Raw genomic sequence first — 25,189 nt, forward strand, 5'->3', positions numbered from 1 at the left:
GGTACTGCAGGGGGGACCCTGTGGGAGAGTAGGACGCCGCCGAACAATTTTTAGGGAAACCCCCGCATCTTCGGATGCGGGGGTTTTCTGCGTTTAGGCTCCAGGTATGCGCTATGACCTGGTGATCTTCGACAATGACGGCGTTCTCGTCGACAGTGAGCCCATTTCCAACCGGTTGCTCGCCGCCTATCTCACCGAGCTCGGGCACCCCACCTCGTACGAGGAGTCCATCCGGGACTACATGGGATCGGCGATGCACCGGATTCACGAGCTGGTGTACGAGCGGACAGGGCAGCGGCTCCCGGACCGTTTCGACGATGTCTTCCATGCGCGGGTGTTCGCGGCGTTCGAGCAGGAGCTGGTGGCCGTGGCCGGGGCCTCCGAGGTCCTGGAGAAGCTGGCCGCCGACTCAGTGCCGTACTGCGTGGCCTCCTCCGGGAGTCATGAGCGGATCCGGGTGGGGCATCGGACGACGGGACTCGACCGCTGGTTCGACGACGACCGCATCTTCAGCTCCCAGGACGTGGGGCGGGGCAAGCCGGCCCCCGACCTGTTCCTGTACGCGGCGGAGCACATGGGCGTGGCGCCCGAGCGCTGTGTCGTCGTGGAGGACAGTCCGCTGGGAGTGCGGGCGGCCGTCGCGGCCGGGATGGACGTGTACGGGTTCACCGGGATGACGCCCGCCGAGAAGCTCGCGGGGGCGACTCAACTCTTCTCGCACATGGCGGAGTTGACCGACCTGCTCGTCTGACAATTGTCATGCCGGGGTCCGGACGATCGTGCCTACTGGCGCCGGTCGCCGAACGGCACGCTGAGGGCATGACGACGAAGACCAGCACCACGCGAACGGGCCGGCGGACGGGCAGGGCGAACCACTTCCTGCCGTTGATCCTGGACGTGGCCGTCCCCATGGGCTCGTACTACCTCCTCAAGGACGGCTTCGGGGCGAGCACCTTCGCCGCCCTCGCCTGGAGCAGCGTCGTCCCCGCCCTGCGGACCGGGTGGGGGGCGGTCAGGGAGCGGAAGGTCAACGGGATCGCGGGGCTCGTCCTCGTCGTGAACGTCGTCTCGCTGATGCTCGGCTTCGTCTCCGGTGATCCGCGGCTGATGCTGGCCAAGGACAGCGGCGTCAGCAGCACGGTGGGCATCGGGATCCTGGTGTCCGTCGTGCTGGGGCGGCCGATGATGACCGCGGCGCTCAAGCCGTTCCTGGTCAAGGACGCGGCCAGGGAGGCAGCCTGGGGACGGCTGATGGACGGGACCGCGGCGGCGTCGGCGGACTTCCGGCGCAAGGAACGGGTCTTCTCGGCCGTGTGGGGAGGTGTGCTCCTGGCGGAGTGCCTCGTGCGGATCGTGGGGGCGTTCACGGTGCCGGTGGACACCATGGTGTGGCTCGGATCGGTCGTTCTCCTCGGCGCTGTGGGGGCCGGGATCGTGCTCGGCGGTGCGTTCGGCGCCGGGCCCATGGAGCGGATGCTCACGGCCGAGGCCGCCGGCGGCGAGGTCAGGGAGAGCGAGCCGGCCCTGGCCGCGTGAAGCTGAGGAAAACTCACCTTCGGCTGGATCTACCCACGGGTAAGCCGGGGCCCTACGCTCGCCGCCATGACTGATGTGCTGCGGCGCGGCAGGGCCTCGCTGGCGTTCAGCTTCTTGGTGCAGGGGGTCGCCTTCGCTCTGCTCGTGACGAGGATCCCGGCCATCCAGGACCGGTACGGGGTCTCCGACGCGCTGCTGCCCGCGTTCCTGGCCGCGGTGCCGATCCTCGCCGGGGTCGGGAGCGTGACCACCGAGCGGCTGGTGAAGCGGGTACGGCCGAGCCGGCTGCTGCGCTGGTCCCAGCCCGTCGTGCTGCTGGCGCTGCTCGGTGTGGGGGCCGGGGAGCGGATGGTGGAGCTCGGGGTCGCGCTCGCGGCGTTCGGCCTCGCGGTCGGGGTGCTCGACGCGTCGATGAACATGCTCGGGGTGAGCCTCCAGCGGTCCTACGGGCGCAGCATCATGCTCAGTTTCCACGCGGCGTACAGCCTGGGCGGGATCGTCGGGGCGTCGCTGGCGTGGGTGGGGGCGCACTGGCACCTGGCGTTGTGGGTGTCGTATCTGCCGGTCGTGCTGGTGCTGCTGCCGGCCGTGCTGGTGGGGAGCCGGTGGTACGTGGACGACCGGGGTGCGGCTGCCGCGGTGGGGGAGGAGAAGGGCGGGGAGGGGCAGACGGTCGTCTTCGCCTTGTTGCTGCCGTTGTGCCTGGTGATGACGGTCGCGTACATCGGGGACTCGACGGTCTCCAACTGGAGCGCGAAGTATCTGCAGGACGTGCTGGGCAGCTCCGAGCAGCTGGCGACGGTGCCGTACAACGTGTACATGATCACCACGCTGCTGGGGCGGGCGATCGGGGACCTCGGGGTGCGGCGGTTCGGGGCGGTCGCCGTGGTGCGGGGCGGTGCGCTGGTGGCGGCGGGCGGGTTCGCCGTGGTGGCGGCGGCGCCCGGGGCGTGGGTCGGGATGCTGGGGTTCACGCTGCTGGGGCTGGGGTTGTGCGTGCTGGTGCCGCAGACGTTCGCGGCGGCCGGCAGGCTGTTCCCGGGGGCGTCCGACGCGGCCGTGGCCCGGCTGAACGTCTTCAACTACGTGGGATTCCTGGTCGGTTCGCCGTTGGTGGGTGCGCTCGGGGATCTGTGGAGCTATCGCGGGGCCATGCTGGTGCCGATGGTGCTGGTGCTGGTGACACTGGTGTACGCCCGGTCGTTCGCGCCTCAACCGGACCGATACGGTGGCGGGCATGAGCGGCCGCGCACAGCTGATGTGGGACGAGGCAGTAACGGGCTATGACTTCGGTCCGGGGCATCCGATGGACCCCGTCCGGCTGGCCCTGACCCGGAGGCTGGTCGATGCCTTCGGGCTGGACCGCGAGGTGGATGTCGTCGCGGCGAAGGCGGCCGGGGAGTCGACGCTGCGGCTCGTCCACCGGGAGGACTACATCGGGGCGGTGAAGGCCGCGTCGGTGGATCCGGCGTCGGCGGACCAGTCGTACGGGCTGGGGACGATGGACGACCCGGCGTTCGCCGGGATGCACGAGGTGTCGTCGCTGATCGCCGGGCAGTCGGTGGGGGCGGCGGAGGCCGTGTGGCGCGGTGAGGCGCTGCACGCGGTGAACTTCGCGGGCGGGCTGCACCACGCGATGCCCGGCGGGGCGTCGGGGTTCTGCATCTACAACGACGCCTCGCTGGCCATCGCGCGGCTGCTGGAGCTCGGGGCGGAGCGGGTCGCGTACGTCGACGTCGACGTGCATCACGGGGACGGGGTGCAGGCGGCGTTCTGGGAGGACCCGCGGGTGCTGACGATCTCCCTGCACGAGCATCCGCGGACGCTGTTCCCGCAGACCGGGTGGCCGGAGGAGACCGGGGCGGACTCGGCGGAGGGCTCGGCGGTGAACGTGGCGCTGCCGGCCGGGACCGGGGACGCGGGGTGGCTGCGGGCGTTCCACGCGGTGGTGCCGGAGCTGATCGCGGACTTCAGGCCGCAGGTGCTGGTGACGCAGCACGGGGCCGACACGCACTTCGAGGATCCGCTGGCGCACCTGGCGGTGTCGCTGGACGCGCAGCGGGCGGTGCAGGTGGCCTGTCACGACCTGGCGCACGAGTATGCCGACGGGCGGTGGGTGGCCCTGGGCGGGGGCGGTTACGCGGTGGTCGAGGTCGTGCCGCGTTCGTGGACGCATCTGGTCGCGATCGCGGCCGGGCGGGCCGTGGAGCCCGAGGCGGTGATCCCCGAGGGCTGGCGGCAGGAAGTGTTCGCGAGGACGCGGCAGTTGGCCCCGGCCCGGATGACGGACGGGCGCTGGCCCGTGGCCTGGAGCGGCTGGGAGGAGGGCTACGACCCGGCGGACCGGCTGGACCAGGCGGTGCTGGCGGCCCGGCGGGCGGTGTTCCCGCTGCGGGGGCTGCTGGCGTGAGGGGGTGATCCCTTCCCGGGCGCGTTGCCGGGCGTAGGCCGACCGTGCGGTGTTCGCCGGTTCCCGGGACAGGCGCGGTGCCGGTCGCGCACGATCTCCCTGTGCTGACCACCGAAGCCCTGCGTGCCCATCTGGTGGGCGCGCGGCTCGCCGGGACCGTGGCGACCTCGCGTGAGGCCAGCCTGCGCAGTTACCGGCTCTTCGCCGCCCGGGACCCCCGGGTGCTGATCGGCATCGATCCCGAAGGGGCCTGGCGGCAGCGGGAGTTGATCGAGCTGATGGCGGACCGGTGTGGTGTTTCGGCCGATTCCCGGCAGGTTTCCGGCCAGGACGTGATCGATCCGGAGCGGACCCTGGCGGCGCTGGACGCCTTCGCGGAACGCCTCGCCGAGGCCGCCCGGCGCCGCGCCCCGGTGCTCCTCGGCACCGGGCACCCGCACCGGCTGCTCGGTTTCTACGGCGCTCTGGCAGACGCCCTGTCGGCGGCGGGATGTGTCGTTCTCACCCCGGCGCAGGGTCGCCGTGTCGACATAACGACCCGGTTCGGTCTACGTACGCACATCCTCGACTACGTACGAGGAGTCGCGCTGGTGCGGACCCCGGGGGCGGAACGCCCCGGTTGTGAGCCCGGCGCACATACGCACTCACCTCTCCCTGTTCGTACCGTACTGGCCGCTTGTGCGGAGGCCGGCGGGCCCCTTCCCGAGCTGGTGATCGGGGACCACGGCTGGGTCTGCGGGGCAGGTCAGCTGGGGTTCGAGGCCATCGGGCCGGCCGACACGGACGACCCGGCGCTGTTCGTGGGGCAGGCCGAGGGGTCCGTGTCCGTCGTCGTTCCACTTGATGACGGCGTGCGGTCCGATTACTACCTGCCGCTTACCCGCTACGTACTCAATCGGGCGTGTCTGTCACAGTAGGCCGCCGATGGGTGCACCTCTTCCCCACTCGCATCACTGGCCCCTACATTGGGGAGTGAGCACGCAACGACGAAGAGTCACCGGAAGGGGAAGCCGGTGGCCGTCGAGTGCGGAAGGTTCAGGTGTGTCATGGCTGCAGCTGGCGAGAGGCCTCTGAACGAGGTTCAGTTCCTTACCGTGGCGGAAGTCGCCTCGGTGATGCGAGTGTCGAAGATGACCGTGTACCGGCTGGTGCACAGCGGTCATCTGCCCGCGATCCGTGTGGGGCGGTCCTTCCGCGTCCCGGAGCAAGCGGTTCACGAGTACCTCCGCGAGAGTTACGTGGGGGTGGAAACCGCCTGACGGCAAGGGCCGGGGGCGATCCTCACAGGGCACTTCGGGATCTCCCCGGCCCCCTCGATTACGACCTCAGCGCTCGGACGGGTAGGCTGACCCCTCGTAGGTCGTATGGGCCCATGGCGCCCAAACACCGAGTGATGAGAAGTGAGCGAGGGTAGTCGTGGGCTCTGTTATCAAGAAGCGGCGCAAGCGGATGGCGAAGAAGAAGCACCGCAAGCTGCTCAAGCGCACGCGCGTTCAGCGTCGCAACAAGAAGTAAGTTCGCGACGCGGACACCGCGAGAGCGTTGCTGTGGCCCCCCACCACCGGTGGGGGGCCACACGCGTATCCGCTCCTGCGTCCGGCTGGCTTCGGTCACTTCGCGCATCGGGCGGTCATCACAGCGCAACGACGAACCGCTAAGTTGGCCCCACGGGGGAACGCGGCGGAACAAGAGGTTCTGGAAGGAAGGCGCTGATCTTGGGCAAGGTCGTGCTCGTGACCGGAGTGGCCCGCCAGCTGGGTGGCCGGTTCGTCCGACGCATCCAGCGGGACCCCGAGGTGGAGCGGGTCATCGCCGTGGACGCGGTGCCGCCCGAGCACCATCTGGGCGGTGCGGACTTCGTCCAGGCCGACATCCGCCAGCCCGGGATCGCGCGGGTGCTCGCCGAGACGGGCGCCGACACGATCGTCCACCTGGACGTGACGGGCACGCCGCTCGGCAGCGGCAGCCGCGCGTCCCTGAAGGAGAACAACGTCATCGGCACCATGCAGCTGCTCGGTGCCTGCCAGAAGTCCCCGGCCGTGCAGCGGCTGGTCGTGAAGTCCAGCACCAACGTCTACGGGTCCGCGCCGCGCGATCCGGCCGTCTTCACCGAGACGACCCCGCCCAAGTCCCTGCCCAGCGGCGGCTTCGCCAAGGACACCGTCGAGGTCGAGGGCTATGTCCGCGGCTTCGCGCGCCGCCGGCCCGATGTGGCCGTGTGCGTGCTGCGGTTCGCCAACATCCTCGGCCCGACCGCGGACACACCGCTCGCCTCGTACTTCGCGCTGCCGGTCCTGCCGACCGTGTTCGGCTACGACCCGCGGCTGCAGTTCGTGCACGAGGACGACGTGATCGAGGTGCTGCGGATCGGCTCGCACGAACCCCGCCGGGGCACCCTCAACAGCGGCACCTTCAACATCGCCGGCGACGGCGTGCTGCTGCTCTCCCAGTGCTCCCGGCGCCTGGGCCGCCCCACCGTGCCCCTGCTGCTCCCCGCCGTCACCTGGGCGGGCTCGCTGGTGCGTACGCTGGGGATGACGGATTTCTCGCCCGAGCAGATCCGGCTGCTCACGCACGGCCGGGTGGTGGCCACGGGCCAGATGCGCGAGACGCTGGGATTCCAGCCCAAGTACACGACCGCGGAGACGTTCGCGGACTTCGCCCGCAGTCAGGGTCCCGGACTTCTTCCGCCCGAGGCCCTCGCGAGGGCCGTCGACCGGCTCGCCGACCTGCCTCTCGCGGGCGGCGGACACTCCCCGACGCAGAGCGCCAACTGAGGAGCGCATCAACGATGGCGGACGCCAAGGTCATTCCGTTCGACGACGACCGGTCCCGGGGGAGCGCAGCGCAGCGCCCCCAGCGGCGCCGGAGCGCCGGGAACCGCCGCCCGGGCGCGGAGTCCGTGCCGGTCCGTGAGGTGCAGCCCCTGCCCACCAGGGCCGAGCCGCAGGATGATGTTCCCGTGACTTCCGAGGAACAGCCGCCGGAGCCCTCCCGGGACGGCGAGGGCGGGCTGGAACGGCGGATCGCGGGCGGTCTGGCCTTCCTGCGCCGCCGCCTCACCGGTGACTACGAGGTCGACGACTTCGGTTACGACGAGGAGCTCACCGACCAGGTCCTGATGTCCCTGCTGCGCCCGCTGTACGAGACGTACTTCCGGGTCGAGGTGAAGGGCGTCGAGAACATCCCGTCCGAGGGCGGCGCCCTGATCGTCGCCAACCATTCCGGCACGCTGCCGATGGACGGGCTGATGATGCAGGTCGCAGTGCACGACAACCACCCGGCGGGCCGGCATCTGCGGCTGCTCGCCGCGGACCTGGTGTTCATGCTGCCGGTGGTCAACGAGCTGGCCCGCAAGCTCGGTCACACCCTGGCGTGCGCCGAGGACGCGTCCCGGCTGCTGGAGCAGGGCGAGCTGGTCGGGGTGATGCCGGAGGGCTTCAAGGGGCTCGGCAAGCCCTTCGCGGACCGCTACAAGCTCCAGCGCTTCGGCCGGGGCGGGTTCGTCTCGACCGCCCTGCGCGCCGGGGCGCCGATCATTCCCTGCTCGATCGTCGGGGCGGAGGAGATCTACCCGATGATCGGCAACGCCAAGACGGTCGCGCGGCTGCTGGGCTTCCCGTACTTCCCGATCACGCCCACGTTCCCGTGGCTCGGGCCGCTCGGGGCGATCCCGCTGCCCACCAAGTGGACGATCCAGTTCGGCGAGCCGATCCCCACGGACGGCTATCCGCCGGAGGCGGCCGAGGACCCGATGCTGATGTTCAACCTGACCGACCAGGTCAGAGAGCAGATCCAGCACACGCTCTACAAGTTGCTGGTGCAGCGGCGGTCGGTGTTCTTCTGAGGTCGGTGTTCTTCTGACCCGGTCCGCGTACGGCTGTGGGGGCGCCCCTTGAATCAGGGGCGCCCCCACCACTGCGTCGCCGTCGTCTAGTCCGCGTCCTCGCCGTCGATGCCCAGACCGGGCAGCAGGCCGGGCAGGAGCGGCGGGAGCGTCACGTCGGGCTCGGGGACCGGCGTGTCGCTCTCCGCCGACGGGGAGGTGCTCGCCTCGCCGCCCTTGTCCTTCGGCGGGTCGAGGAGGCCGCCGGTGTTGCCGCCGAGCAGGCCGTCGCTGTCGCTGCCGGAGCCGGCCGAGCGGCTGGGGCTGCCACTGCCGGTGCTGCCCTTGTCGCTGCGCCTGTCGCCGCCGTCGCTGGGGCGGGTCGAGCGGTCGGTGCCGGAGGAGCCGCTGGGGGCCGACTCGGAGGCGCCCTGCCGCTTGCCGTCGCCGCCGCCCTTGGCCGGGGGCTCGGGGAGCAGCGACTGCAACGGGGCGACGTCCTCGTCTATGGCGTCGAACACGGACGACACCTGCTCGCTGACGTCTCCGAGCTGGACGGGCAGTCGCTCGCGCAGTTCGCCCCAGGCCTGGCGGTGGGAGCGGGAGAACGCGGACAGGGCCTGGATCGGGCCCAGTGAGTCCGGGTCGTGCTCGTACGCCTCGCTCAGCAGCCGGTGGCCCTCGGACGCGTCGTGCCGCATGCCGGACAGGGCGCGGCGGATCTCGCCGAGAGACTCGTGGTCCAGGGGGCCGCTACGGCCGCGCTCCATCAGGCGCCTGGCTTCGCTGAGCCGGGTGGAGGCGTGGTCGAGGTAGACCCGGCCGCGCTCGTCCGCCCCGTCGGCCAGGCCGAGCTTGACGTCCTCGATGCCGCGCTTGAGGCCGTAGAGCGAGTCGCCGGGCAGGGCGTCCGAGCTGGCGGCGGAGACTCCGCCGAAGGCGCTCGCGGCCACGCCGACACTGAGCCCGCCCGCGGTGAGGCCCTTGGCGAGCCGGGAACGCGGCCGGAACTTCTTCAGCGAACTCGCGCGGTGAGCGCCACGGGCCCGGGAGCGCTGCTCGGGGACCGCGCCGTCCGTCGCCCCGCCGCCCGCGGTGCCCTCCTGGAGCATGGCCTCGAAAGCGGCCACCAGCTGGGCCCGCTGGACGACCTTGACCTCCGGGTCGAGCTCCGGCTTGGGCAACGCGTCGAGGCCCGAGACGAGCGCCAGATGGCGGACGTGTTCGCTCGGTTCCGCGACTGCCGGGGCCGGTGCCGATCCTTCTGGCTGCTCGGCCGCCGTGCCCTGCTCGGACTGCTCCTCCAGGGCCTGGGCGAAGGCGTTCGCCCGCCGGTGCGCCGATACGTTCGCGATCACTGGCGGCACCTCCTCTCGTCATGACGGTCGACTCCCCAGGGGGTCCTGAGGGTTGCACACCCTGACCACGACCACACGATCGAGTGATCGGTGTCGGCCAGGGGGTGACCACAGGGAGCCTGCATCCCGCACAACGAGCGGCGTGGCACTTGGGTTACGGACGACGGCTCATCGGATGCCGAAGTCAACGGACTTTCACGGAACGTGAGTTGGATGTCGCCGAGCGTGCGGGCCGGTCAGCGGGCGTCTTCCGGCAGGAGCCGGGCGAGGGTGCGGACGGCCCGGTACTGGAGGGTCTTGATGGCGCCCTCGTTCTTGCCCATCACCCGGGCGGTCTCGGCCACGGAGAGGCCCTGGAGGAAGCGGAGCGTCACACACTCCTGCTGCTGGGGGTTGAGCCGCCGTACGGCGTCGAGCAGGGCGGCGTTGGAGAGGGACTCCAGGACGGAGTCCTCGGGGGAGCGCTCGACCTCGTTGGCGTCGAGCATCTCGCCGGTGGTGACCTCCAGCCGGAAACGGCTGGACTTGAAGTGGTCCGCGACGAGGTTGCGGGCGATGGTCACGAGCCAGGCGCCGAAGTCACGGCCCTGCCAGGTGAAGGTGCCGATGCGGCGCAGGGCACGCAGGAAGGTCTCGCTGGTGAGGTCCTCGGCGGTCGCCTTTCCTCCGACCCGGTAGTAAATGTACCGGTAGACGGTGTCGCTGTACTGGTCGTAGAGACGGCCGAAGGCGTCGGACTCGCCCGCCTGGGCCCGCTCCACGAGATCCATCATCCTGGCGCTGTCGCTGTCAGCGGCAGGTCGTCGTACGGTGGCCGCGCCGGACGGGCGCCCTCGTCTGCCGACCGCGGCGCTGCCTTCGGCCAGGGCGTAGCAAGGGCCTACGGGCGCGGCGGTGGCGAATGCGGGGACGGCGTACGCGGTGGGGACGAAGCCGCGCAACAGGTCTTGGACCGTTGCGCGCAGCGTAGCCAGGCCCGAGGCGTCAACCCCGACGTGTGGGTACACGGGACTCCCAGAGGCAGAGCTTCCATCACGTGCAGTGCGGGACCTTTCACCCGTCGTAGCGACGGAGGGGTACCGGTTTGCGTCTGAGGAGAATAACGCTTCGTGCAGGCGCTGCTACACCGAGTTGCTCAAATCATCGGTTACGTCGCTTCCGTAACCGATTGACGCCGCATCAAGTGCCGGACTGTGAACGTTTGTTGATCGGAAAGGTTCGGATCACGGCTGAGTCCGGGGCGTGTTGTGGCCGTGTGCAGCCAAGAGGACTGGACACGAGGTTGTGGGGGTACGCCAGTTGGATTTACGCGGATTGTCAGGCCGCAAACATCCGTGTCCCGGTTTGATCAAGTGCTCAGCGGCGGCGGCGGTGCAGGGCGATGGCGGCCGCCGTGCCGCCGGCGACCGCGCCGACCCCGGCCGCGGCCGGGATGCCGACCTTGGCCGCCTTGCGGCCCGTGCGGTAGTCGCGCAGGCGCCAGTCCAGCTTGCGGGCGTGCTTGCGCAGCTTGCTGTCCGGGTTGATGGCGTAGGGGTGGCCCACCAGCGACAGCATCGGGATGTCGTTGTGCGAGTCGCTGTAGGCGGCGCAGCGGCCGAGGTCCAGGCCCTCGGCGGCGGCCAGGGCGCGGACCGCCTCGGCCTTCGCCGGGCCGTGCAGCGGTTCGCCGACCAGCTTGCCGGTGTAGACGCCGTCGACGGACTCGGCGACCGTGCCGAGGGCGCCGGTCAGGCCGAGGCGGCGGGCGATGACGGTGGCGATCTCGACGGGGGCGGCCGTCACCAGCCACACCTTCTGGCCGGCGTCCAGGTGGGCCTGGGCGAGGGCCCGGGTGCCCGGCCAGATGCGCTCGGCCATGTACTCGTCGTAGATCTCCTCGCCGATCGACTGGAGTTCGGCGACGCGGTGGCCCTTGACGATGGACAGGGCCGAGTCGCGGGCCTCCTGCATGTGCTCGGGGTCCTCGACCCCGGCGAGGCGGAACCACGCCTGCTGCCAGGCGAACCTGGCCAGCTCGCGCGTCTCGAAGAACTTCCGCTTGTACAGGCCGCGCCCGAAGTGGAAGAGGGCGGCGCCCTGCATGACGGTGTTGTCCAGGTCGAAGAAGGCGGCGGCCTGGTCGTCGCCGTGCACCGGGAACTGCGGTTCCTCGGTCGAGCCGGCGACCTCCTGTGAGGACTTGCGTGCTGCCTCCGCCGAGGCCTCGCCTGCCAAAACGCTCCGCGCCGTGGCGGAGCGCCTACGGGGAGTGAGCCATCCGAGAGCGGCCATGGCGTGAGCATAGCCATTTTGTTCGGGGGTTCCGGAGCCGAGAGGTTGGGACTGTGTGAACTCTCGGCAAGCGTGGCGCCAAAGACGCCGTGCGGGACGGGCGCGCCCTGCGCGCCGCCCGGCGCTTTCCCGGGGGTCCCCCCGGTCCGCGGGCGCGCGACAATGGCGGACATGAGTCCCCTCTTGCGTCGCAGGCCCCCTCGGGACCGGCTCGTCACCCTGATCCGCAAGCCCGGCTGTCATCTGTGTGATGACGCACAGGTCGTTGTGGAGAAGGTGTGCGGTGATCTCGGAGTCCCCTGGGAGCAGAAGGACATCACCGAGGATCGTGAACTGCACGACCAGTACTGGGAGCAGATCCCGGTCGTGCTGGTGGACGGCAGGCAGCACACGTTCTGGCGCGTGAACGAGGACCGCCTGCGCAAGGCGCTGACCGACTGATCCCGTCCGGCCGGCGACTGACCGATCAGTCCAAAGTGGCCTTCGGGTCGCTTAGGATCGATGGTGACTTGGTCTCGGGGGCGGGATTCACTGAGGAGAGTGTGCGGTTTTGCCCCCGAAAGACAAGGAACGGTGGTGCGTATGCACCGGTTCCCTGCGCGTGCGCCGGGGGCGCGTGACCCCGGTCACGTTGGCCGGGCAAATCGGACACCATCTTTGTGCACGCGTTCACAAAGACATAGCCTGCATTCGACGGGGCGGTCATGTAGGGACGTATGACCGCCTACAGCCCCGCTCTACCCGCAGGAGCACCGTGGCAACTGGCCGAACTCACCGACCGGCGACCCGCAGCCGAGGGATTCCCGAGGCCACCGTCGCCCGGCTTCCGCTGTACCTCCGCGCTCTGACCGCGTTGTCGGAGCGCTCGGTTCCCACGGTCTCCTCCGAGGAGCTCGCGGCCGCGGCGGGAGTCAACTCCGCGAAGCTGCGCAAGGACTTCTCCTACCTCGGGTCGTACGGGACCAGGGGTGTCGGCTACGACGTCGAGTATCTCGTGTACCAGATCTCCCGCGAACTGGGGCTCACCCAGGACTGGCCGGTCGTGATCGTCGGTATCGGAAACCTCGGCGCCGCCCTCGCCAACTACGGCGGTTTCGCCTCCCGTGGCTTCCGGGTCGCCGCGCTGATCGACGCCGACCCGGCCATGGCCGGCAAGCCCGTCGCCGGCATCCCCGTGCAGCACTCCGACGACCTGGAGAAGATCATCCAGGACAACGGCGTGTCGATCGGTGTCATCGCCACCCCCGCCGGTGCCGCCCAGGCGGTCTGCGACCGGCTCGTGGCCGCCGGTGTCACCTCCATCCTGAACTTCGCGCCGACCGTGCTGTCCGTGCCGGACGGCGTCGACGTGCGCAAGGTCGACCTCTCCATCGAGCTGCAGATCCTCGCCTTCCACGAGCAGCGCAAGGCCGGCGAGGAGGCCGCCGCCTCCGACGGGGGCGTCCCGGCCGCCGCCGCGCGCAGCGAGTCCGCCGACCAGGGGCCCGACGGGGACATGCCCGCCGTGATGCCGGCATGAGTCTCCTCGTCGTCGGACTGAGCCACCGCAGCGCCCCGGTCAGCGTGCTGGAGCGGGCCGCGCTGAGCACGGACGCGCAGGTCAAGCTGGTCCAGGACACGGTCGCCGCCGAACCGGCCGCCGAGGCCGCGGTGCTCGCCACCTGCAACCGCATCGAGCTCTACGCCGACGTGGACAAGTTCCACGCCGGTGTCGCCGAGCTGTCCACGCTGCTCGCCCAGCACAGCGGCGTCGGCCTGGAGGAGCTCACTCCTTATCTTTACGTGCACTACGAGGACCGGGCCGTCCACCACCTGTTCTCGGTGGCCTGCGGGCTGGACTCAATGGTCGTCGGCGAGGGCCAGATCCTCGGCCAGATCAAGGACTCCCTGGCCCGGGCGCAGGAGCTGCACTCCGCAGGCCGCCTGCTGAACGACCTGTTCCAGCAGGCCCTGCGGGTCGGCAAGCGCGCCCACTCCGAGACCGGCATCGACCGCGCCGGCCAGTCCCTGGTCACCTTCGGTCTGGAGCAGCTGGCCCGGGGCGGCGACGTACAGCGGTGGGCACGGGGCAAGAAGGCCGTGGTCATCGGGGCCGGGTCGATGTCCTCCCTGGCCGCGGCCACGCTCGCGCGGGCCGGGGTCGCCGAGATCGTCGTCGCCAACCGCACCTTCGACCGCGCCGAGCGTCTCGCCCAGATCCTCATGGAGGGCGACGACACGGACGTGGCGGCCCGCGCGGTACCGATGGAGTCGGTGCCGGCCGAGCTGACACGTGCCGACGTCGCCGTCTCCTGCACCGGCGCGACGGGCCTGGTCCTGACGGCCGAGTCGGTCGCCGAGGCGGTCGAGGGCCGTACGCCCGTGCCGTCGGCCGGACCCGGAGCGCCGGGCGGCGCCTCCGGCTCCGCGACCGGTTCCGGCACGCAGCGGGGCGGTGCCTCGGGCACCGGCCTCGGCACCGAGGACGGCTGTCCGCTGGACCTGTCCGCGGTGCAGGGCACCGCCGGCTTCTCCGTGCTGGGCGAGGCCGCCGTGGCCGGCATGGCCGCCGCCGACCTGGAGCAGCACGCGGCATGGGTGGACAACGGCACGGCGGGCGATGCCCGGCGTGCGGGCGGCCAGGCCCGGCCGGGGACGGCCGGCACACTCGACCCGGCTGCGGACACCGACGCCATCGCCGCGCTCGCCGCGACCGCCGCCACCGTCGGGCGCATCCCCGAGCGGCGCCGGCCCGAGCCGGTCGAGGAACCGCAGCGGCCGGAGCCGGTGCTCTTCCTGCTGGACCTGGCGATGCCCCGGGACATCGACGCGGCCGCGCACCGGCTGGCCGGGGTGCGGCTGGTGGACATCGAGTCGCTGGCGGAGGCCTCCGCGGGCGCTCCGATGGCTGCCGATGTGGACCAGGTCAGGCGTATCGTCTCCGACGAGGTCGCGGCCTTCGGGGCAGCACTGCGGGCCGCTCACATCACGCCGACCGTGGTCGCCCTGCGCACCATGGCCGCGGATGTCGTGGCCGGCGAGATCGCCCGGCTGGACGGGCGACTGCCCGGCCTCGACGACAAGCACCGAGCCGAGATCACCCAGACCGTGAAGCGCGTGGTCGACAAACTGCTCCACGCGCCGACCGTGCGGGTCAAGCAACTCGCGGCCGAACCCGGCGGCGCCGGGTACGCGGACGCGTTGCGCACCCTGTTCGACCTCGACCCCGAGACGGTGGCCGCCGTCTCCCGGGCCGAGGAAAGCACCACCCAGAGAGACCGAGGCCCGGCATGACTGACAAGGCGCTGAGGCTCGGCACCCGGCGGAGCAGGCTCGCCATGGCCCAGTCCGGGCAAGTGGCGGAAGCCGTGAGCCGGGTGACCGGGCGGCCCGTCGAGCTCGTCGAGATCACCACGTACGGCGACGTCTCGCGTGAGGCGCTCGCCCAGATCGGTGGCACCGGCGTGTTCGTGACCGCCCTGCGCGACGCGCTGCTCAAGGGCGAGGTCGACTTCGCGGTGCACTCGCTGAAGGACCTGCCGACCACGCAGCCCGACGAACTGGTCGTGGCCGCCGTGCCCGAGCGCGAGGACCCGCGGGACGTGATCGTCGCCCGGGACGCGCTGAAGTTCACCGACCTGCCCCCCGGGGCGCGCATCGGTACGGGCTCGCCGCGGCGCATGGCGCAGCTCAACTCGTACGCCCGCAGCCACGGCCTGGACATAGCGACGGTCCCGATCCGCGGCAACGTCGACACCCGCATCGGATTCGTGCGCAGCGGGGAGCTCGACGCCGTCGTGCTGGCCGCCGCCGGACTGAACCGGATCGGCCGCGGCGACGAGGTGACCGACTTCCTGTCGGTCGACACGGTTTTGCCCGCCCCCGGCCAGGGGGCCCTGGCGATCGAGTGCACCGCGGGCAACGCGGACCTCATCGCCGCGCTCGGCGAGCTCGACGACCCGTTCACGCGGATCGCCGTGACGGCCGAGCGATCACTGCTCGCCGCCCTGGAGGCCGGTTGCAGCGCTCCCGTGGGCGCGCTGGCCGACCTTCCCCCCCTCTCGGCTCCGCTCGAGCGGGGGGACCCCCAGGCCGACGGGCAGTTTGTCAAGGAAATGCGCCTGCGCGCCGTCGTCGGGACCACCGACGGCTCGCGCACGGTGCAGCAGTCCACCACCGGTCCCGTGCCCGAGACGCACGACGGGGCAATGGCGCTCGGTCGCGAACTCGCGGCCGAGATGCTCGCCCAGGGCGCGGCCGGTCTGATGGGGGAGCGAGCACAGTGAGCCCCACCGCCCTTTCCGCCGGTCCTGAACACGGGCACGTCACCTTCCTGGGTGCCGGACCCGGAGATCCGGGACTGCTGACCTTGCGCGCCGTGGAGGCGCTGGCGCACGCGGACGTTCTCGTCGCCGAGCACGAGGTGCTCGACGTCGTACGTCAGCACGCCAGGCAGGGCGTCTCCGAAGTGCACACGGACCCGGATCCTTCGCAGGACCCTGCTCCGGGCACAGGAACGCCCCAGCTGACGGTAGTTGACGGCACGTCAACCACCGCGCCCGTCCCCGCGGTGCGGGATGCCGCACATCTTGTCATGGAGGCCGCGCGGGGCGGCAGGCGGGTCGTGCGTGCCGTGTCCGGGGACCCGGGCCTCGACACGTACGCCGCCGAGGAGATGCTGGCGTGCGCCGCCGCCGGGGTGCCTTTCGAGGTCGTCCCCGGTATCGCGAGCGCCGTCGGTGTGCCCGCGTACGCCGGTGTGCCGCTGCGGGACGCGCAGGGCGCGGACGTGCGGTTCGTGGACGCGCGGACGGCGTCGGACCGGTGCTGGACGGAGGTCGGGGCGTCGGACGGCACGGTCGTGGTGTCCACGACGCTGGACTCCGTCGCCGCGGCGGCCGGAGAACTCGTCTCCGCCGGGCGCAAGCCGGACACGCCGCTGACGGTCACCGTCGCCGGCACGACCACCCGGCAGCGCACCTGGACCGCCACGCTCGGCACGATCGCGCAGACGCTGAAGCAGCTCAAGGTGCTGCCCTCGCCCGACGGCGGCCGGCCGGTGATAGCCGTGGTCGGTGAGCGTTCCGCCGCCGCCCAGCGCGACCAGCTCGCGTGGTTCGAGTCCAAGCCGCTGTTCGGCTGGAAGGTGCTCGTGCCGCGGACCAAGGAGCAGGCGGCGTCGCTCTCCGACCAGCTGCGGTCGTACGGGGCCGTGCCGCACGAGGTGCCGACGATCGCCGTCGAGCCGCCGCGCACGCCCCAGCAGATGGAGCGCGCGGTCAAGGGCCTGGTGACGGGCCGCTACGAGTGGATCGCCTTCACCTCGGTGAACGCGGTCAAGGCCGTGCGGGAGAAGTTCGAGGAGTACGGGCTCGACGCCCGTGCCTTCGCGGGCATCAAGGTCGCGGCCGTCGGCGAGCAGACGGCGAAGGCGCTGATCGCGTTCGGTGTGAAGCCGGACCTGGTGCCGAGCGGTGAGCAGTCGGCCGCCGGTCTGCTGGAGGACTGGCCGCCTTACGACCCGGTGTTCGACCCGATCGACAGAGTGTTCCTGCCGCGCGCCGACATCGCCACGGAGACGCTGGTCGCCGGGCTGATCGAGCTCGGCTGGGAGGTCGACGACGTCACGGCCTACCGGACCGTGCGGGCCTCGCCGCCGCCGGCGGAGACCCGCGAGGCGATCAAGGGCGGTGGGTTCGACGCCGTTCTGTTCACGTCGTCCTCGACCGTGCGGAACCTGGTCGGCATCGCCGGCAAGCCGCACAACGTCACCGTGATCGCCTGTATCGGCCCGGCCACGGCCAAGACCGCCGAGGAGCACGGGCTCCGCGTGGACGTGATGGCTCCCGAGCCGTCCGTGCACAAGCTGGCGGAAGCCCTGGCCGACTTCGGCGCGAAGCGCCGGGCGGCGGCTCTGGAGGCCGGCGATCCGGTGACACGGCCGAGCGAGCGGCGGCCCGGGGCCCGGCGGCGGCGTTCGACGACCTGATCCCCTTCTGTTCTGTCGCTGCGGCTACGCGGGAGTCACCGCGTGGCCGTAGCGCAGCAGGTTGTCCGGGTCGTAGACGGCCTTGTCGTGGCGCAGTCGTGCGTAGACCTCCGGGGTCCAGGCCCGGGCGCGGTCCTGTTCGTCGCCCGGGGTGCCGTGGATGTTGACCATGGTGCGGCCGGTGCCGTACGGGGCCATGGCGGTGTAGAGGCGGCGCGTGGCCTGTTCGACGGCCTCGGCCACGGGCGGGGCGGGCATGATGCCGACCGACTCCATGAAGTACCCGGCGTCGCGGGCGCAGACGGCGTCCTCGACGGCGGACGGGCGGGCCAGTGCCCCGCCCATGTGCCGCAGTGAGGCGACCAGCAGCGGGTGGTCGGCGCCGGCCTCGGGGCCGACCTGCTCCAGGAACGTGCCGAGGGCGTCGGGCGTCAGGTCGCGCAGGAGCATGCAGCACTCCCGTGCCGGGAGCGGGTCCTGGGGTTCCATGTGGATGCGGTCCATGGCCGCGCAGTCCATCTCCTCCACCGTGTCGACGGCCACGGGGGCGGCGGCGCGCAGTGGCGCGATCAGTGCCTCGCCCTCGGCCGCATCGCCCGGCCAGGCGATCGCGACCCTCGCCCAGAAGCCGCCGCGCAGGGGCTCGGGGATCTGGGGGATGGGCGGCAGGCGCAGCACCGAGAACATGCTGCACATCTCGTCCGGGACGGTGCGCGTCCAGTCCGCCCAGGCCCGCAGCAGCGTCCGCGTGTGCTCGGCGTGGCAGTGGATGCCGCCTCCGTAGAGCCGGGACAGGGGCAGCAGTTCGGTGACGAGCGAGGTGACGATGCCGACGTTGCCCTTGCCGCCGCGCAGGGCCCAGAACAGTTCCGGTTCGTGCCGGGGGTCCGCCTCGCGCAGCCGCCCGTCCGGGGTGACGACCTCGAAGGAGCGGACCAGGTCGGCGCCGTAGCCGTAGGCCCGGCCGAGGACCGGGAGACCGCCGCCGAGGAGGTAGCCGACGACGCCCGCGTCGGTGGAGGTGCCGCACAGGCCGGCCAGGCCGTGCGGCGCGGCGGCGGCCATGACGTGGCTCCACTTCGCGCCCGCGGCGATGGTGGCCGTGCGGGTGGCGGGGTCGACGTGGACGTCCGTCATGCGGGAGGTGCTGATCAGCAGGCCCTGCTCGATCGGGAAGTTGGCGCCGTGGCCGGTGGCCTGGACGGCGACCGGGGTGCCCGTGGCGTGCGCCCAGCGCATGGCGGTGACGACGTCGTCCGTGCCGGTGGCCCCGACCACCACGTCCGGGGTGTGCAGGGAGGCCAGGTTGAAGCCGGTGACCTCGTCGGCGTAGGCGCCTTCGCCGGGGCGCAGGACCGGGCCGTGGAGTTCTGAGAGGGCGAAGAGGTCGGGGGTGTGGTGCGGAGCGGTCATCGCGTCCTCCGTGGGGGCGGGTACGGAGGGACGGCGGCGGCGAGCGAGGGGGCCGTCGGGGTCCGTGTCCTTGTTGATTTCAGGATGGACCTGGGGGTGTGGGGGCGCATGCGGGGACCTGGGTTCCGGGGGGTGTGCTCGGCGCGGCATGCCCGCGGCTGGGGCCGACAAGGCGTCGGTATCGGGGGGTTTGGGGCGGGCGTAGCGTAGAGGTCATGACGACGTACGGATCTTTCCCCGGTACTCGGCCGCGGCGGTTGCGGACCAACCCCGTGATGCGTCGGATGGTCGCCGAGACCCGGCTGCACCCCGCCGACCTCATCCTCCCAGCCTTCGTGCGGGAGGGCGTCAGCGAGCCCGTGCCGATCGGGGCGATGCCCGGGGTCGTGCAGCACACCCGGGACAGCCTGAAGAAGGCCGCAGCGGAGGCCGTGGCGGCGGGGATCTCCGGAATCATGCTGTTCGGCGTGCCGGAGGAGTCCAAGAAGGACGCGCTCGGGACGCCGGGGACCGACCCGGACGGGATCCTCCAGGTCGCACTGCGGGACGTGCGGGCCGAGGTGGGCGACGACCTGCTCGTCATGTCCGACCTGTGCCTCGACGAGACGACCGACCACGGGCACTGCGGTGTGCTCGACGCGCAGGGGCGGGTCGACAACGACGCGACCCTGGAGCGGTACGCGGAGATGGCCCAGGTGCAGGCCGACGCCGGTGCCCATGTCGTCGGGCCCAGCGGGATGATGGACGGGCAGGTCGGGGTCATCCGTGACGCGCTCGACCAGATCGGGCGGGAGGACGTCGCGATCCTCGCCTACACCGTCAAGTACGCCTCCGCCTTCTACGGGCCGTTCCGGGAGGCCGTCGGCTCCTCGTTGCAGGGCGACCGGAAGACCTACCAGCAGGACCCCGCGAACATCCGGGAGTCGCTGCGCGAGCTCGCCCTCGACCTGGAGGAGGGCGCCGACATGGTGATGGTCAAGCCGGCCGGGCCCTACCTGGACATCCTCGCCCGGGTCGCGGACGCCGTGGACGTGCCCGTCGCCGCCTATCAGATCTCCGGCGAGTACGCGATGATCGAGGCCGCCGCCGAGAAGGGCTGGATCGACCGGGACCGGGCGATCCTGGAGGCGCTGACCGGCATCCGCCGGGCCGGTGCGCGCAGCATCCTCACCTACTGGGCCACCGAGGTGGCCCAGAAGCTCAAGGAGCAGTAGGTCTCAGGCGTCAGTAGGACAGCGCGTCGTCCCTCTCGGGCAGCCAGTGGGTGACCGTGAGCGTGCTGTCGTAGTACACGCCCTTGGCCGGCAGGGCCGGGATCGCCGAGGGGCCGCCGTCGCTGTTCGGCGTGCGGCCCTGGAAGCCGACCGTCAGCTTGTGGCCGGTGGTGCCCCCCTCGCCGCTGCCGTCGGCCGCCGACAGCGAGACGCCCGCGTAGCCGGACTCGCCGGGGGCCAGGGTCGTCACCGCCTGCGGCTTGGATTCCTTGATCGGCTGCGGGACCCACTGCATCTCGTCGAAGCGCAGCACCGGGTAGTAGGTGAGGTCGCACGGCTTCGAGCCGGTGTTCTCGACCGTGAGCAGCATGTGGTTGAGGGGGCGGCGGACCGGCCGGGCGGTGACGGTGGTGTGGGAACCGTTGCAGGAGACGCCGGTCACCGCGGTGCGCTTCCCGGCGTTCCTCTTGTCCTTCGCCTTGTCCTTCGCCTTGTCCTTCGCCTTGTCCTTCGCCGCCGCCTGCGTACCGGTCGGGCCGCTCGCGTCCTTCCCGCTGCCTGTGTCCCCGGTCGGTCGTGTCGCCGTGACGGTCGCCGCGGCCGGCTCGCGGTGGGCCGCGCCCTCGTCCTTCGCGCCCGTGCCGTTCTGGCACGCCGTCAGGGCGAGTGAGGCGGCCAGGAGGGCGGTGGGCAGGGCGTGGCACGTGCGCATGGCTGGGTTTCCTTTCGGACAAAGGCAGGGGGCAAGCAGGCCCGAGTGGGTCGCTCCGCCGGAGCGCCGGGAGCGGCGTGCTTGGATGACCAGAGCTTGTGCGGTGATCCGTCCCGGCCGCCACACCCGGCGGACGATCAGGGACGTCGGAACGCCCGCACAGGCTCTGACCAGGGAGAGCGGCCATTCCCTGGAACGGGGGAACGGGACACGGGCATGGAGGAACGGTGTCGGAAGGCACGGCTGCGGCGGAGTTCGCCGCGCTGCTGGGGGAGTTGAAGGAGCGCTCGGGGCTGAGCTACGGGGTGCTCGCCAAGCGGCTCCACATGAGCACGTCGACACTGCACCGGTACTGCAACGGGGACGCGGTGCCAACCGATTACGCGCCGGTGGAACGACTCGCCCGGCTCTGCAAGGCGTCACCCGCGGAACTCGTCGAACTGCACCGGCGGTGGGTGCTGGCGGATGCCGGCCGGGTGCGCAAGGGGAGCGGCGCGGCCGCTTCAGGGGTGGCCTCTGCGGGTGTGGCTTCCGGCGGGGTGGCCTCTGGGGGTGCGGCCGCTTCCGGGGTGGCCTCTCGGGGAGTGGCTTCCGGGGTGGCCTCTGCCGGTGTGGCTTCCGGCGAGGTGGCCTCTGGGGGTGCGGCCGCTTCCGAGGTGGCCCCTGCGGGAGTGGCCTCCGGCGACGAGCCCTCCGCCGGAGTGGCGTCCGCCGAGGTGCCCTCCGCCGGAGTGGTCTCCGCCGAGGTGCCCCCCGCCGGAGTGGTCTCCGCCGAGGTGGCCCCCTCCGGAGAGGCGTCCGACGAGGTGGCCCCCGCCGGAGTGGTCTCCGCCGAGGTGGCCCCCTCCGGGGAGGCCCCGGGCGAGGGGGCCTCGGCTCCGGGGGCCTCCCCGCAGGGCCCCCTTCCGGCGGTGGCCGATGCGCAGGCGGCGTCCTCCGGGGCCGACCCGCTCACCTCGGGAGCCGACGGCCCGACGGCAGGCGGTTCCACGGGAGCGGGCGGCTCGGGTGAGCCCCGGCGGCGGCGCCCCCGCCGTACCCTGCTCGCCGGTGTCGCCGCGGCCGTGGCCCTCGGCGGGGTCGGTCTCGCCGTGGCCGTTCCCTCGGGCGGGCCGGACGACGACGGGCGGCGCGGTGCGGCGGCGGCCTCCGGCCGTGCCGACGGGCGGACGGACCGGGACGCGGCGGCCTCCTTCTCGCCCTCGGCGGGTTCGTCCACCGCGGGCGGCGCGAAGAAGGGCAGGGACGAAGGGAAGAAGGGGCAGGGGACGGCCTCCTCGCCCCCCGCCTCACCCTCCGCCGACAACGGCAAGGGCAAGGGAGAGGGCAAGGGCACCGGCATCGGTGCGGACCGCCCCGGGCGGGACACCGCCTCCGGTGCCGCTCCCCTCACCGTGCACACACAGCCGCACGCCTGGGAGAGCCCGTGTTCCCAGCGCTACCTGGTGAATCTGCCGCCGGAGCGGGTCGGGCCACCGCCGCCGGAGCAGGACGCGCCCGGCTGGGTCGCGGCGACGCGGGCCGTGCCGTCGGGGGAGCAGTTCCTCAAGCTGACCGTGCAGGGGACGGGGAAGGAGACCGTGGTCGTCGAGCGGCTGACGGTCCGCATGGCGGGCAAGCGCGCGCCGCTCGCCTGGAACGACTACGCCATGGGGTATCCGGGCGTCGGCTGCGGCGGTGGTGTGCCGACCCGGTTCTTCACGGTCGCCCTCGACGCCGCGCGCCCGGGAGTCGTGCCCGAGGCGGGGCACGCGGACTTCCCCTTCAAGGTGAGTGAGAGCGACCCGGAGGTGTACTACATCCGGGCCGACGCCTCCGCGTACGACGTCAGCTGGTACCTGGAGCTGACCTGGTCCAGCGGCGACCGGACGGGCACGCTGACCGTCGACGACCACGGCCGGCCCTTCCGTACGAGCGGCAACAACGGGCGCCCGGCGTACGAGTTCCCGCTGGGCGGCGAGAAGTGGGTCGAGGAGGGGACCACGCAGTAGTCGGCCCCGGGCGATCGTACGGGCACCACCAACTCGGTTGAACCGTTAGGTTGTTGACCGTCGTAGTGGTTGCTGATTGAACAATCAACTCTCAGGGAGACGTCCATGTCCGGTGACGCCCTCAGCCAGGACCCCGCCGAGCTGCGGAGGAGGATCGACAGCAGCAAGGCGCACCCGGCCCGGGTCTACGACGTGTTCCTCGGCGGCAAGGACCACTACGCCGCCGACCGGGACGCGGCCGCCGCCGCGCTGGCAGCCAACCCGCGCGGGTACCTCGACGTACGGCACAACCGCGACTTCCTGCGGCGTGCGGTGACCACGCTCGTGGAGCAGGACGGCATCCGGCAGTTCCTGGACATCGGGACCGGGCTGCCCACCGCCGAGAACGTGCACCAGATCGCCCAGCGCCTCGCTCCCGAGTCGCGGGTCGTGTACGTCGACAACGACCCCGTGGTGCTCGCCCACGCACGCGCCCTGCTGACCAGCGGGCCCGAGGGACGTACGGACTACATCGACGCCGATCTGCGTGACCCGGCCCGCATCCTCGAACAGGCCGTGAAGACCCTGGACTTCGACCGGCCGATCGCGCTGTGCCTGGTCGCCGTCCTGCACTTCGTCGCGGACGAGGAGGCGTACCCGCTGGTGCGCGGGCTGCTCGACGAGCTGCCCTCCGGCAGCCGGCTGGTGCTGAGCCACCTCACCGAGGACCTCAACCCCGAGAACATCCGCGCGGTCCAGCGGACGTACACCGAGCGGGGGTTCACCTTCGTGCTGCGCTCCCGGGCCGACGTCGAGCGGTTCTTCACGGAGAACGCTCTGGAGATCACCGACCCGGGTGTCGTCCCCGCGCACCGCTGGCGGCCCGACCACGCCGCCCCCGTCCCCGAGCAGCCGGAGGAGTCCTTCCTCGCCGGGCTTGAGGACATCGAGAAGGTGCGCTACAGCGACATCAACGACGTCACGGACGCGGACATCAACGTGTACGCGGCGATCGGCGCCAAGGGCTGAACCGCCGGTTCCGGGGCCGCCTCCGCGCGGTCTCGGCGTCCGGATCCCGGAAACCTGCTTGTAGGAGGCACGTAGGTGCTTAGGCTGCGGGGCAGCAGGCGTCACCGCAGCCCGAGGAGCCGTGTCATGAGCGTCGCCGAGCCCCTGCCCACCCACTGCGCCGTGCCGCCCCTGGCCACGCGGGCGCGGGCCGTCGGCGGCTCCCCCGTACGGGACATCCTCGCCGTCACCGCCCGCCCCGAGGTGATCAACTTCGCGGGCGGGCTCCCGGCCCCGGAGCTGTTCGACGCCCAGGGCATCGCCGCCGCGTTCGAGGCGGTGCTCGCCGAGGCGCCCGCGCGGGCGTTGCAGTACTCCACGACCGAGGGCGAACCCGCGCTGCGGGAGGCGCTGGCCGCCCGCACCACCGCGCGCGGCCTGCCGACCGGCCCCGACGACCTGCTCGTCACCACCGGCTCCCAGCAGGCCCTCTCCCTCCTGGCCACCGCGCTCCTCGAACCCGGGGACACCGTCCTCGTCGAGGACCCCTGCTATCTGGCGGCACTCCAGGCCTTCGGCTTCGCCGGGGCCCGGATCGTGGCCGTGCCCGGCGACGAGCACGGCCTCGACCCCGAGGCGCTGGAGGACCTCGTCGCGCGCGAGCGGCCCAAGCTGCTCTACACCGTGCCCACCTTCCAGAACCCCACCGGCCGGACGCTGCCCGCCGCGCGGCGCGCCGCCGTGGCCGCCGTCGCCGCCCGGCGCGGACTGTGGATCGTCGAGGACGACCCCTACGGCGAACTGCGCTACGACGGTGAACGCGTGCCGTGGATCGCCGCCCACCCGGGCGCCGAGGACCGGACGGTGCTGCTCGGCAGCTTCTCCAAGGTCATGGCGCCCGGGCTGCGGCTGGGCTGGCTGCGGGCGCCCGGGGAGCTGCGGCGCGCCTGTGCCGTCGCCAAGCAGGCCGCCGACCTGCACACCCCGACCGTCAACCAGCTCGCCGCGGCCCGCTACCTCGCCGACCACGACCTCGACGCCCACGTCACCCGCGTCGCCGGTGTGTACCGCGAACGCCGCGACGCGATGCTCGCCGGGCTGGCCGGGGCGCTGCCCGAGGGGTCGGTCTGGAACCGGCCCGAGGGCGGCATGTTCCTCTGGGCGCGCCTGCCCGAGCCGTACGACACGACCGCCCTGCTGGAGCAGGTCGTCCGGCAGGACGTCGCCTACGTCCCCGGCGCGCCCTTCTACGCCGGCCCGCCCGACCGCACCACCCTGCGCCTGTGCTTCGTGACGCAGACCCCGGAGGAGATCGGGGAGGGGCTGCGGAGGCTGGAGACGGGGCTGCGCGGCCGGACGCCCTAGGGCCTGTCGTTTGGATCATGCCGGCGTCGCGGGGCGTGGTACGCACATCTGCCGCGTTGTCGTCGGTTGTCAACTCCCCCACGCTCGGCTGCGCTCGCGCGGGAGGGACCCCCATCGCGTTGACGCCCTCCTCCG

The 25,189-nt window shown here is 71.9% G+C and carries 23 protein-coding genes; 18 read left to right on the top strand and 5 right to left on the bottom strand.

Annotation, left to right across the window (positions count from 1 at the left end):
• Nucleotides 1-106 precede the first annotated feature (106 nt).
• The 9 genes from AB0I06_RS33490 (at nucleotide 107) to AB0I06_RS33530 (ending at nucleotide 7,793) form a co-directional block, all read left to right on the top strand.
• Nucleotides 107-751 (top strand): HAD family hydrolase, encoded by a 645-nt coding sequence (locus AB0I06_RS33490; RefSeq protein ID WP_363122634.1) that lies wholly within the window; start codon nucleotides 107-109, stop codon nucleotides 749-751.
• 68 nt (nucleotides 752-819) lie between these two features.
• Nucleotides 820-1,536, top strand: coding sequence for a VC0807 family protein (locus AB0I06_RS33495; RefSeq protein WP_363122635.1), 717 nt, complete (start codon nucleotides 820-822; stop codon nucleotides 1,534-1,536).
• A gap of 66 nt (nucleotides 1,537-1,602) precedes the next feature.
• Complete coding sequence (locus tag AB0I06_RS33500; RefSeq protein WP_363122636.1) at nucleotides 1,603-2,823, top strand: MFS transporter; 1,221 nt, start codon at nucleotides 1,603-1,605, stop codon at nucleotides 2,821-2,823.
• On the top strand, nucleotides 2,774-3,946 hold the full coding sequence (locus AB0I06_RS33505; protein ID WP_363122637.1) for an acetoin utilization protein AcuC: 1,173 nt from the start codon (nucleotides 2,774-2,776) through the stop codon (nucleotides 3,944-3,946). The genes AB0I06_RS33500 and AB0I06_RS33505 overlap by 50 nt, the downstream gene beginning before the upstream one ends.
• A gap of 101 nt (nucleotides 3,947-4,047) precedes the next feature.
• The gene (locus tag AB0I06_RS33510) at nucleotides 4,048-4,863 is read left to right on the top strand and encodes a phosphatase (protein ID WP_363122638.1); all 816 of its coding nucleotides are present in this window, start codon (nucleotides 4,048-4,050) and stop codon (nucleotides 4,861-4,863) included.
• Between the two features lie 129 nt (nucleotides 4,864-4,992).
• Nucleotides 4,993-5,205: a helix-turn-helix domain-containing protein gene (locus AB0I06_RS33515; protein WP_004984898.1), complete on the top strand. Its 213-nt coding sequence runs from the start codon at nucleotides 4,993-4,995 to the stop codon at nucleotides 5,203-5,205.
• Nucleotides 5,206-5,362: 157 nt separating this feature from the next.
• On the top strand, nucleotides 5,363-5,461 hold the full coding sequence (locus AB0I06_RS33520; RefSeq protein ID WP_003948845.1) for an AURKAIP1/COX24 domain-containing protein: 99 nt from the start codon (nucleotides 5,363-5,365) through the stop codon (nucleotides 5,459-5,461).
• A 200-nt stretch (nucleotides 5,462-5,661) separates the two neighbouring features.
• Nucleotides 5,662-6,723 (top strand): NAD-dependent epimerase/dehydratase family protein, encoded by a 1,062-nt coding sequence (locus tag AB0I06_RS33525; protein ID WP_363122639.1) that lies wholly within the window; start codon nucleotides 5,662-5,664, stop codon nucleotides 6,721-6,723.
• A gap of 14 nt (nucleotides 6,724-6,737) precedes the next feature.
• Complete coding sequence (locus tag AB0I06_RS33530; protein WP_363122640.1) at nucleotides 6,738-7,793, top strand: 1-acyl-sn-glycerol-3-phosphate acyltransferase; 1,056 nt, start codon at nucleotides 6,738-6,740, stop codon at nucleotides 7,791-7,793.
• A gap of 86 nt (nucleotides 7,794-7,879) precedes the next feature.
• Here the strand turns inward: AB0I06_RS33530 and AB0I06_RS33535 are convergent, their stop codons facing one another.
• The 3 genes from AB0I06_RS33535 to AB0I06_RS33545 form a co-directional block, all read right to left on the bottom strand.
• Nucleotides 7,880-9,130, bottom strand: a complete 1,251-nt coding sequence (locus AB0I06_RS33535; protein WP_363122641.1) for a DUF5667 domain-containing protein — start codon at nucleotides 9,128-9,130, stop codon at nucleotides 7,880-7,882.
• 236 nt (nucleotides 9,131-9,366) lie between these two features.
• A complete protein-coding gene (locus AB0I06_RS33540; RefSeq protein ID WP_363122642.1) occupies nucleotides 9,367-10,137 on the bottom strand; it encodes an ECF subfamily RNA polymerase sigma factor, BldN family in 771 nt (256 codons plus the stop codon).
• Between the two features lie 349 nt (nucleotides 10,138-10,486).
• Nucleotides 10,487-11,404, bottom strand: a complete 918-nt coding sequence (locus tag AB0I06_RS33545; RefSeq protein WP_363122643.1) for an HAD-IB family hydrolase — start codon at nucleotides 11,402-11,404, stop codon at nucleotides 10,487-10,489.
• A gap of 162 nt (nucleotides 11,405-11,566) precedes the next feature.
• Here AB0I06_RS33545 and AB0I06_RS33550 point away from each other — a divergent pair, with 162 nt between their 5' ends.
• The 5 genes from AB0I06_RS33550 (at nucleotide 11,567) to AB0I06_RS33570 (ending at nucleotide 17,372) form a co-directional block, all read left to right on the top strand.
• On the top strand, nucleotides 11,567-11,845 hold the full coding sequence (locus AB0I06_RS33550; RefSeq protein WP_363122644.1) for a glutaredoxin family protein: 279 nt from the start codon (nucleotides 11,567-11,569) through the stop codon (nucleotides 11,843-11,845).
• A gap of 313 nt (nucleotides 11,846-12,158) precedes the next feature.
• Entirely contained in the window at nucleotides 12,159-12,923 is a 765-nt protein-coding gene (locus AB0I06_RS33555; protein WP_363122645.1) for a redox-sensing transcriptional repressor Rex, read from the top strand.
• On the top strand, nucleotides 12,920-14,677 hold the full coding sequence (locus tag AB0I06_RS33560; protein WP_363122646.1) for a glutamyl-tRNA reductase: 1,758 nt from the start codon (nucleotides 12,920-12,922) through the stop codon (nucleotides 14,675-14,677). Before AB0I06_RS33555 ends, AB0I06_RS33560 begins: the two co-directional genes overlap by 4 nt.
• A complete protein-coding gene (hemC, locus tag AB0I06_RS33565; RefSeq protein ID WP_363122647.1) occupies nucleotides 14,674-15,669 on the top strand; it encodes a hydroxymethylbilane synthase in 996 nt (331 codons plus the stop codon). Before AB0I06_RS33560 ends, hemC begins: the two co-directional genes overlap by 4 nt.
• Nucleotides 15,666-17,372 carry a bifunctional uroporphyrinogen-III C-methyltransferase/uroporphyrinogen-III synthase gene (locus AB0I06_RS33570; protein ID WP_363122648.1) on the top strand — a complete coding sequence of 569 codons (1,707 nt, stop codon included), beginning with the start codon at nucleotides 15,666-15,668 and terminating at the stop codon, nucleotides 17,370-17,372. The genes hemC and AB0I06_RS33570 overlap by 4 nt, the downstream gene beginning before the upstream one ends.
• A gap of 24 nt (nucleotides 17,373-17,396) precedes the next feature.
• On the opposite strand, the gene AB0I06_RS33575 is transcribed toward AB0I06_RS33570, so the two are convergent.
• Complete coding sequence (locus AB0I06_RS33575; RefSeq protein ID WP_363122649.1) at nucleotides 17,397-18,785, bottom strand: FAD-binding oxidoreductase; 1,389 nt, start codon at nucleotides 18,783-18,785, stop codon at nucleotides 17,397-17,399.
• 215 nt (nucleotides 18,786-19,000) lie between these two features.
• Between AB0I06_RS33575 and hemB the strand changes: the two genes are divergently transcribed.
• Complete coding sequence (hemB, locus tag AB0I06_RS33580) at nucleotides 19,001-19,999, top strand: porphobilinogen synthase (RefSeq protein WP_363122650.1); 999 nt, start codon at nucleotides 19,001-19,003, stop codon at nucleotides 19,997-19,999.
• 10 nt (nucleotides 20,000-20,009) lie between these two features.
• Here hemB and AB0I06_RS33585 read toward each other — a convergent pair whose 3' ends face one another.
• A complete protein-coding gene (locus AB0I06_RS33585) occupies nucleotides 20,010-20,711 on the bottom strand; it encodes a DUF4232 domain-containing protein (protein ID WP_363122651.1) in 702 nt (233 codons plus the stop codon).
• Nucleotides 20,712-20,938: 227 nt separating this feature from the next.
• On the opposite strand from AB0I06_RS33585, the gene AB0I06_RS33590 reads away from it, so the two are divergent.
• From AB0I06_RS33590 to AB0I06_RS33600, 3 genes are all read left to right on the top strand, one after another.
• Nucleotides 20,939-22,702 (top strand): helix-turn-helix domain-containing protein, encoded by a 1,764-nt coding sequence (locus tag AB0I06_RS33590; protein WP_363122652.1) that lies wholly within the window; start codon nucleotides 20,939-20,941, stop codon nucleotides 22,700-22,702.
• A gap of 105 nt (nucleotides 22,703-22,807) precedes the next feature.
• Nucleotides 22,808-23,710, top strand: coding sequence for an SAM-dependent methyltransferase (locus tag AB0I06_RS33595; protein WP_363122653.1), 903 nt, complete (start codon nucleotides 22,808-22,810; stop codon nucleotides 23,708-23,710).
• 126 nt (nucleotides 23,711-23,836) lie between these two features.
• Nucleotides 23,837-25,054, top strand: a complete 1,218-nt coding sequence (locus AB0I06_RS33600; RefSeq protein WP_363122654.1) for a PLP-dependent aminotransferase family protein — start codon at nucleotides 23,837-23,839, stop codon at nucleotides 25,052-25,054.
• The last annotated feature ends 135 nt before the right edge of the window (nucleotides 25,055-25,189 follow it).

It is taken from the genome of Streptomyces sp. NPDC050674, assembly GCF_040654575.1.
GTDB lineage: Bacteria > Actinomycetota > Actinomycetes > Streptomycetales > Streptomycetaceae > Streptomyces.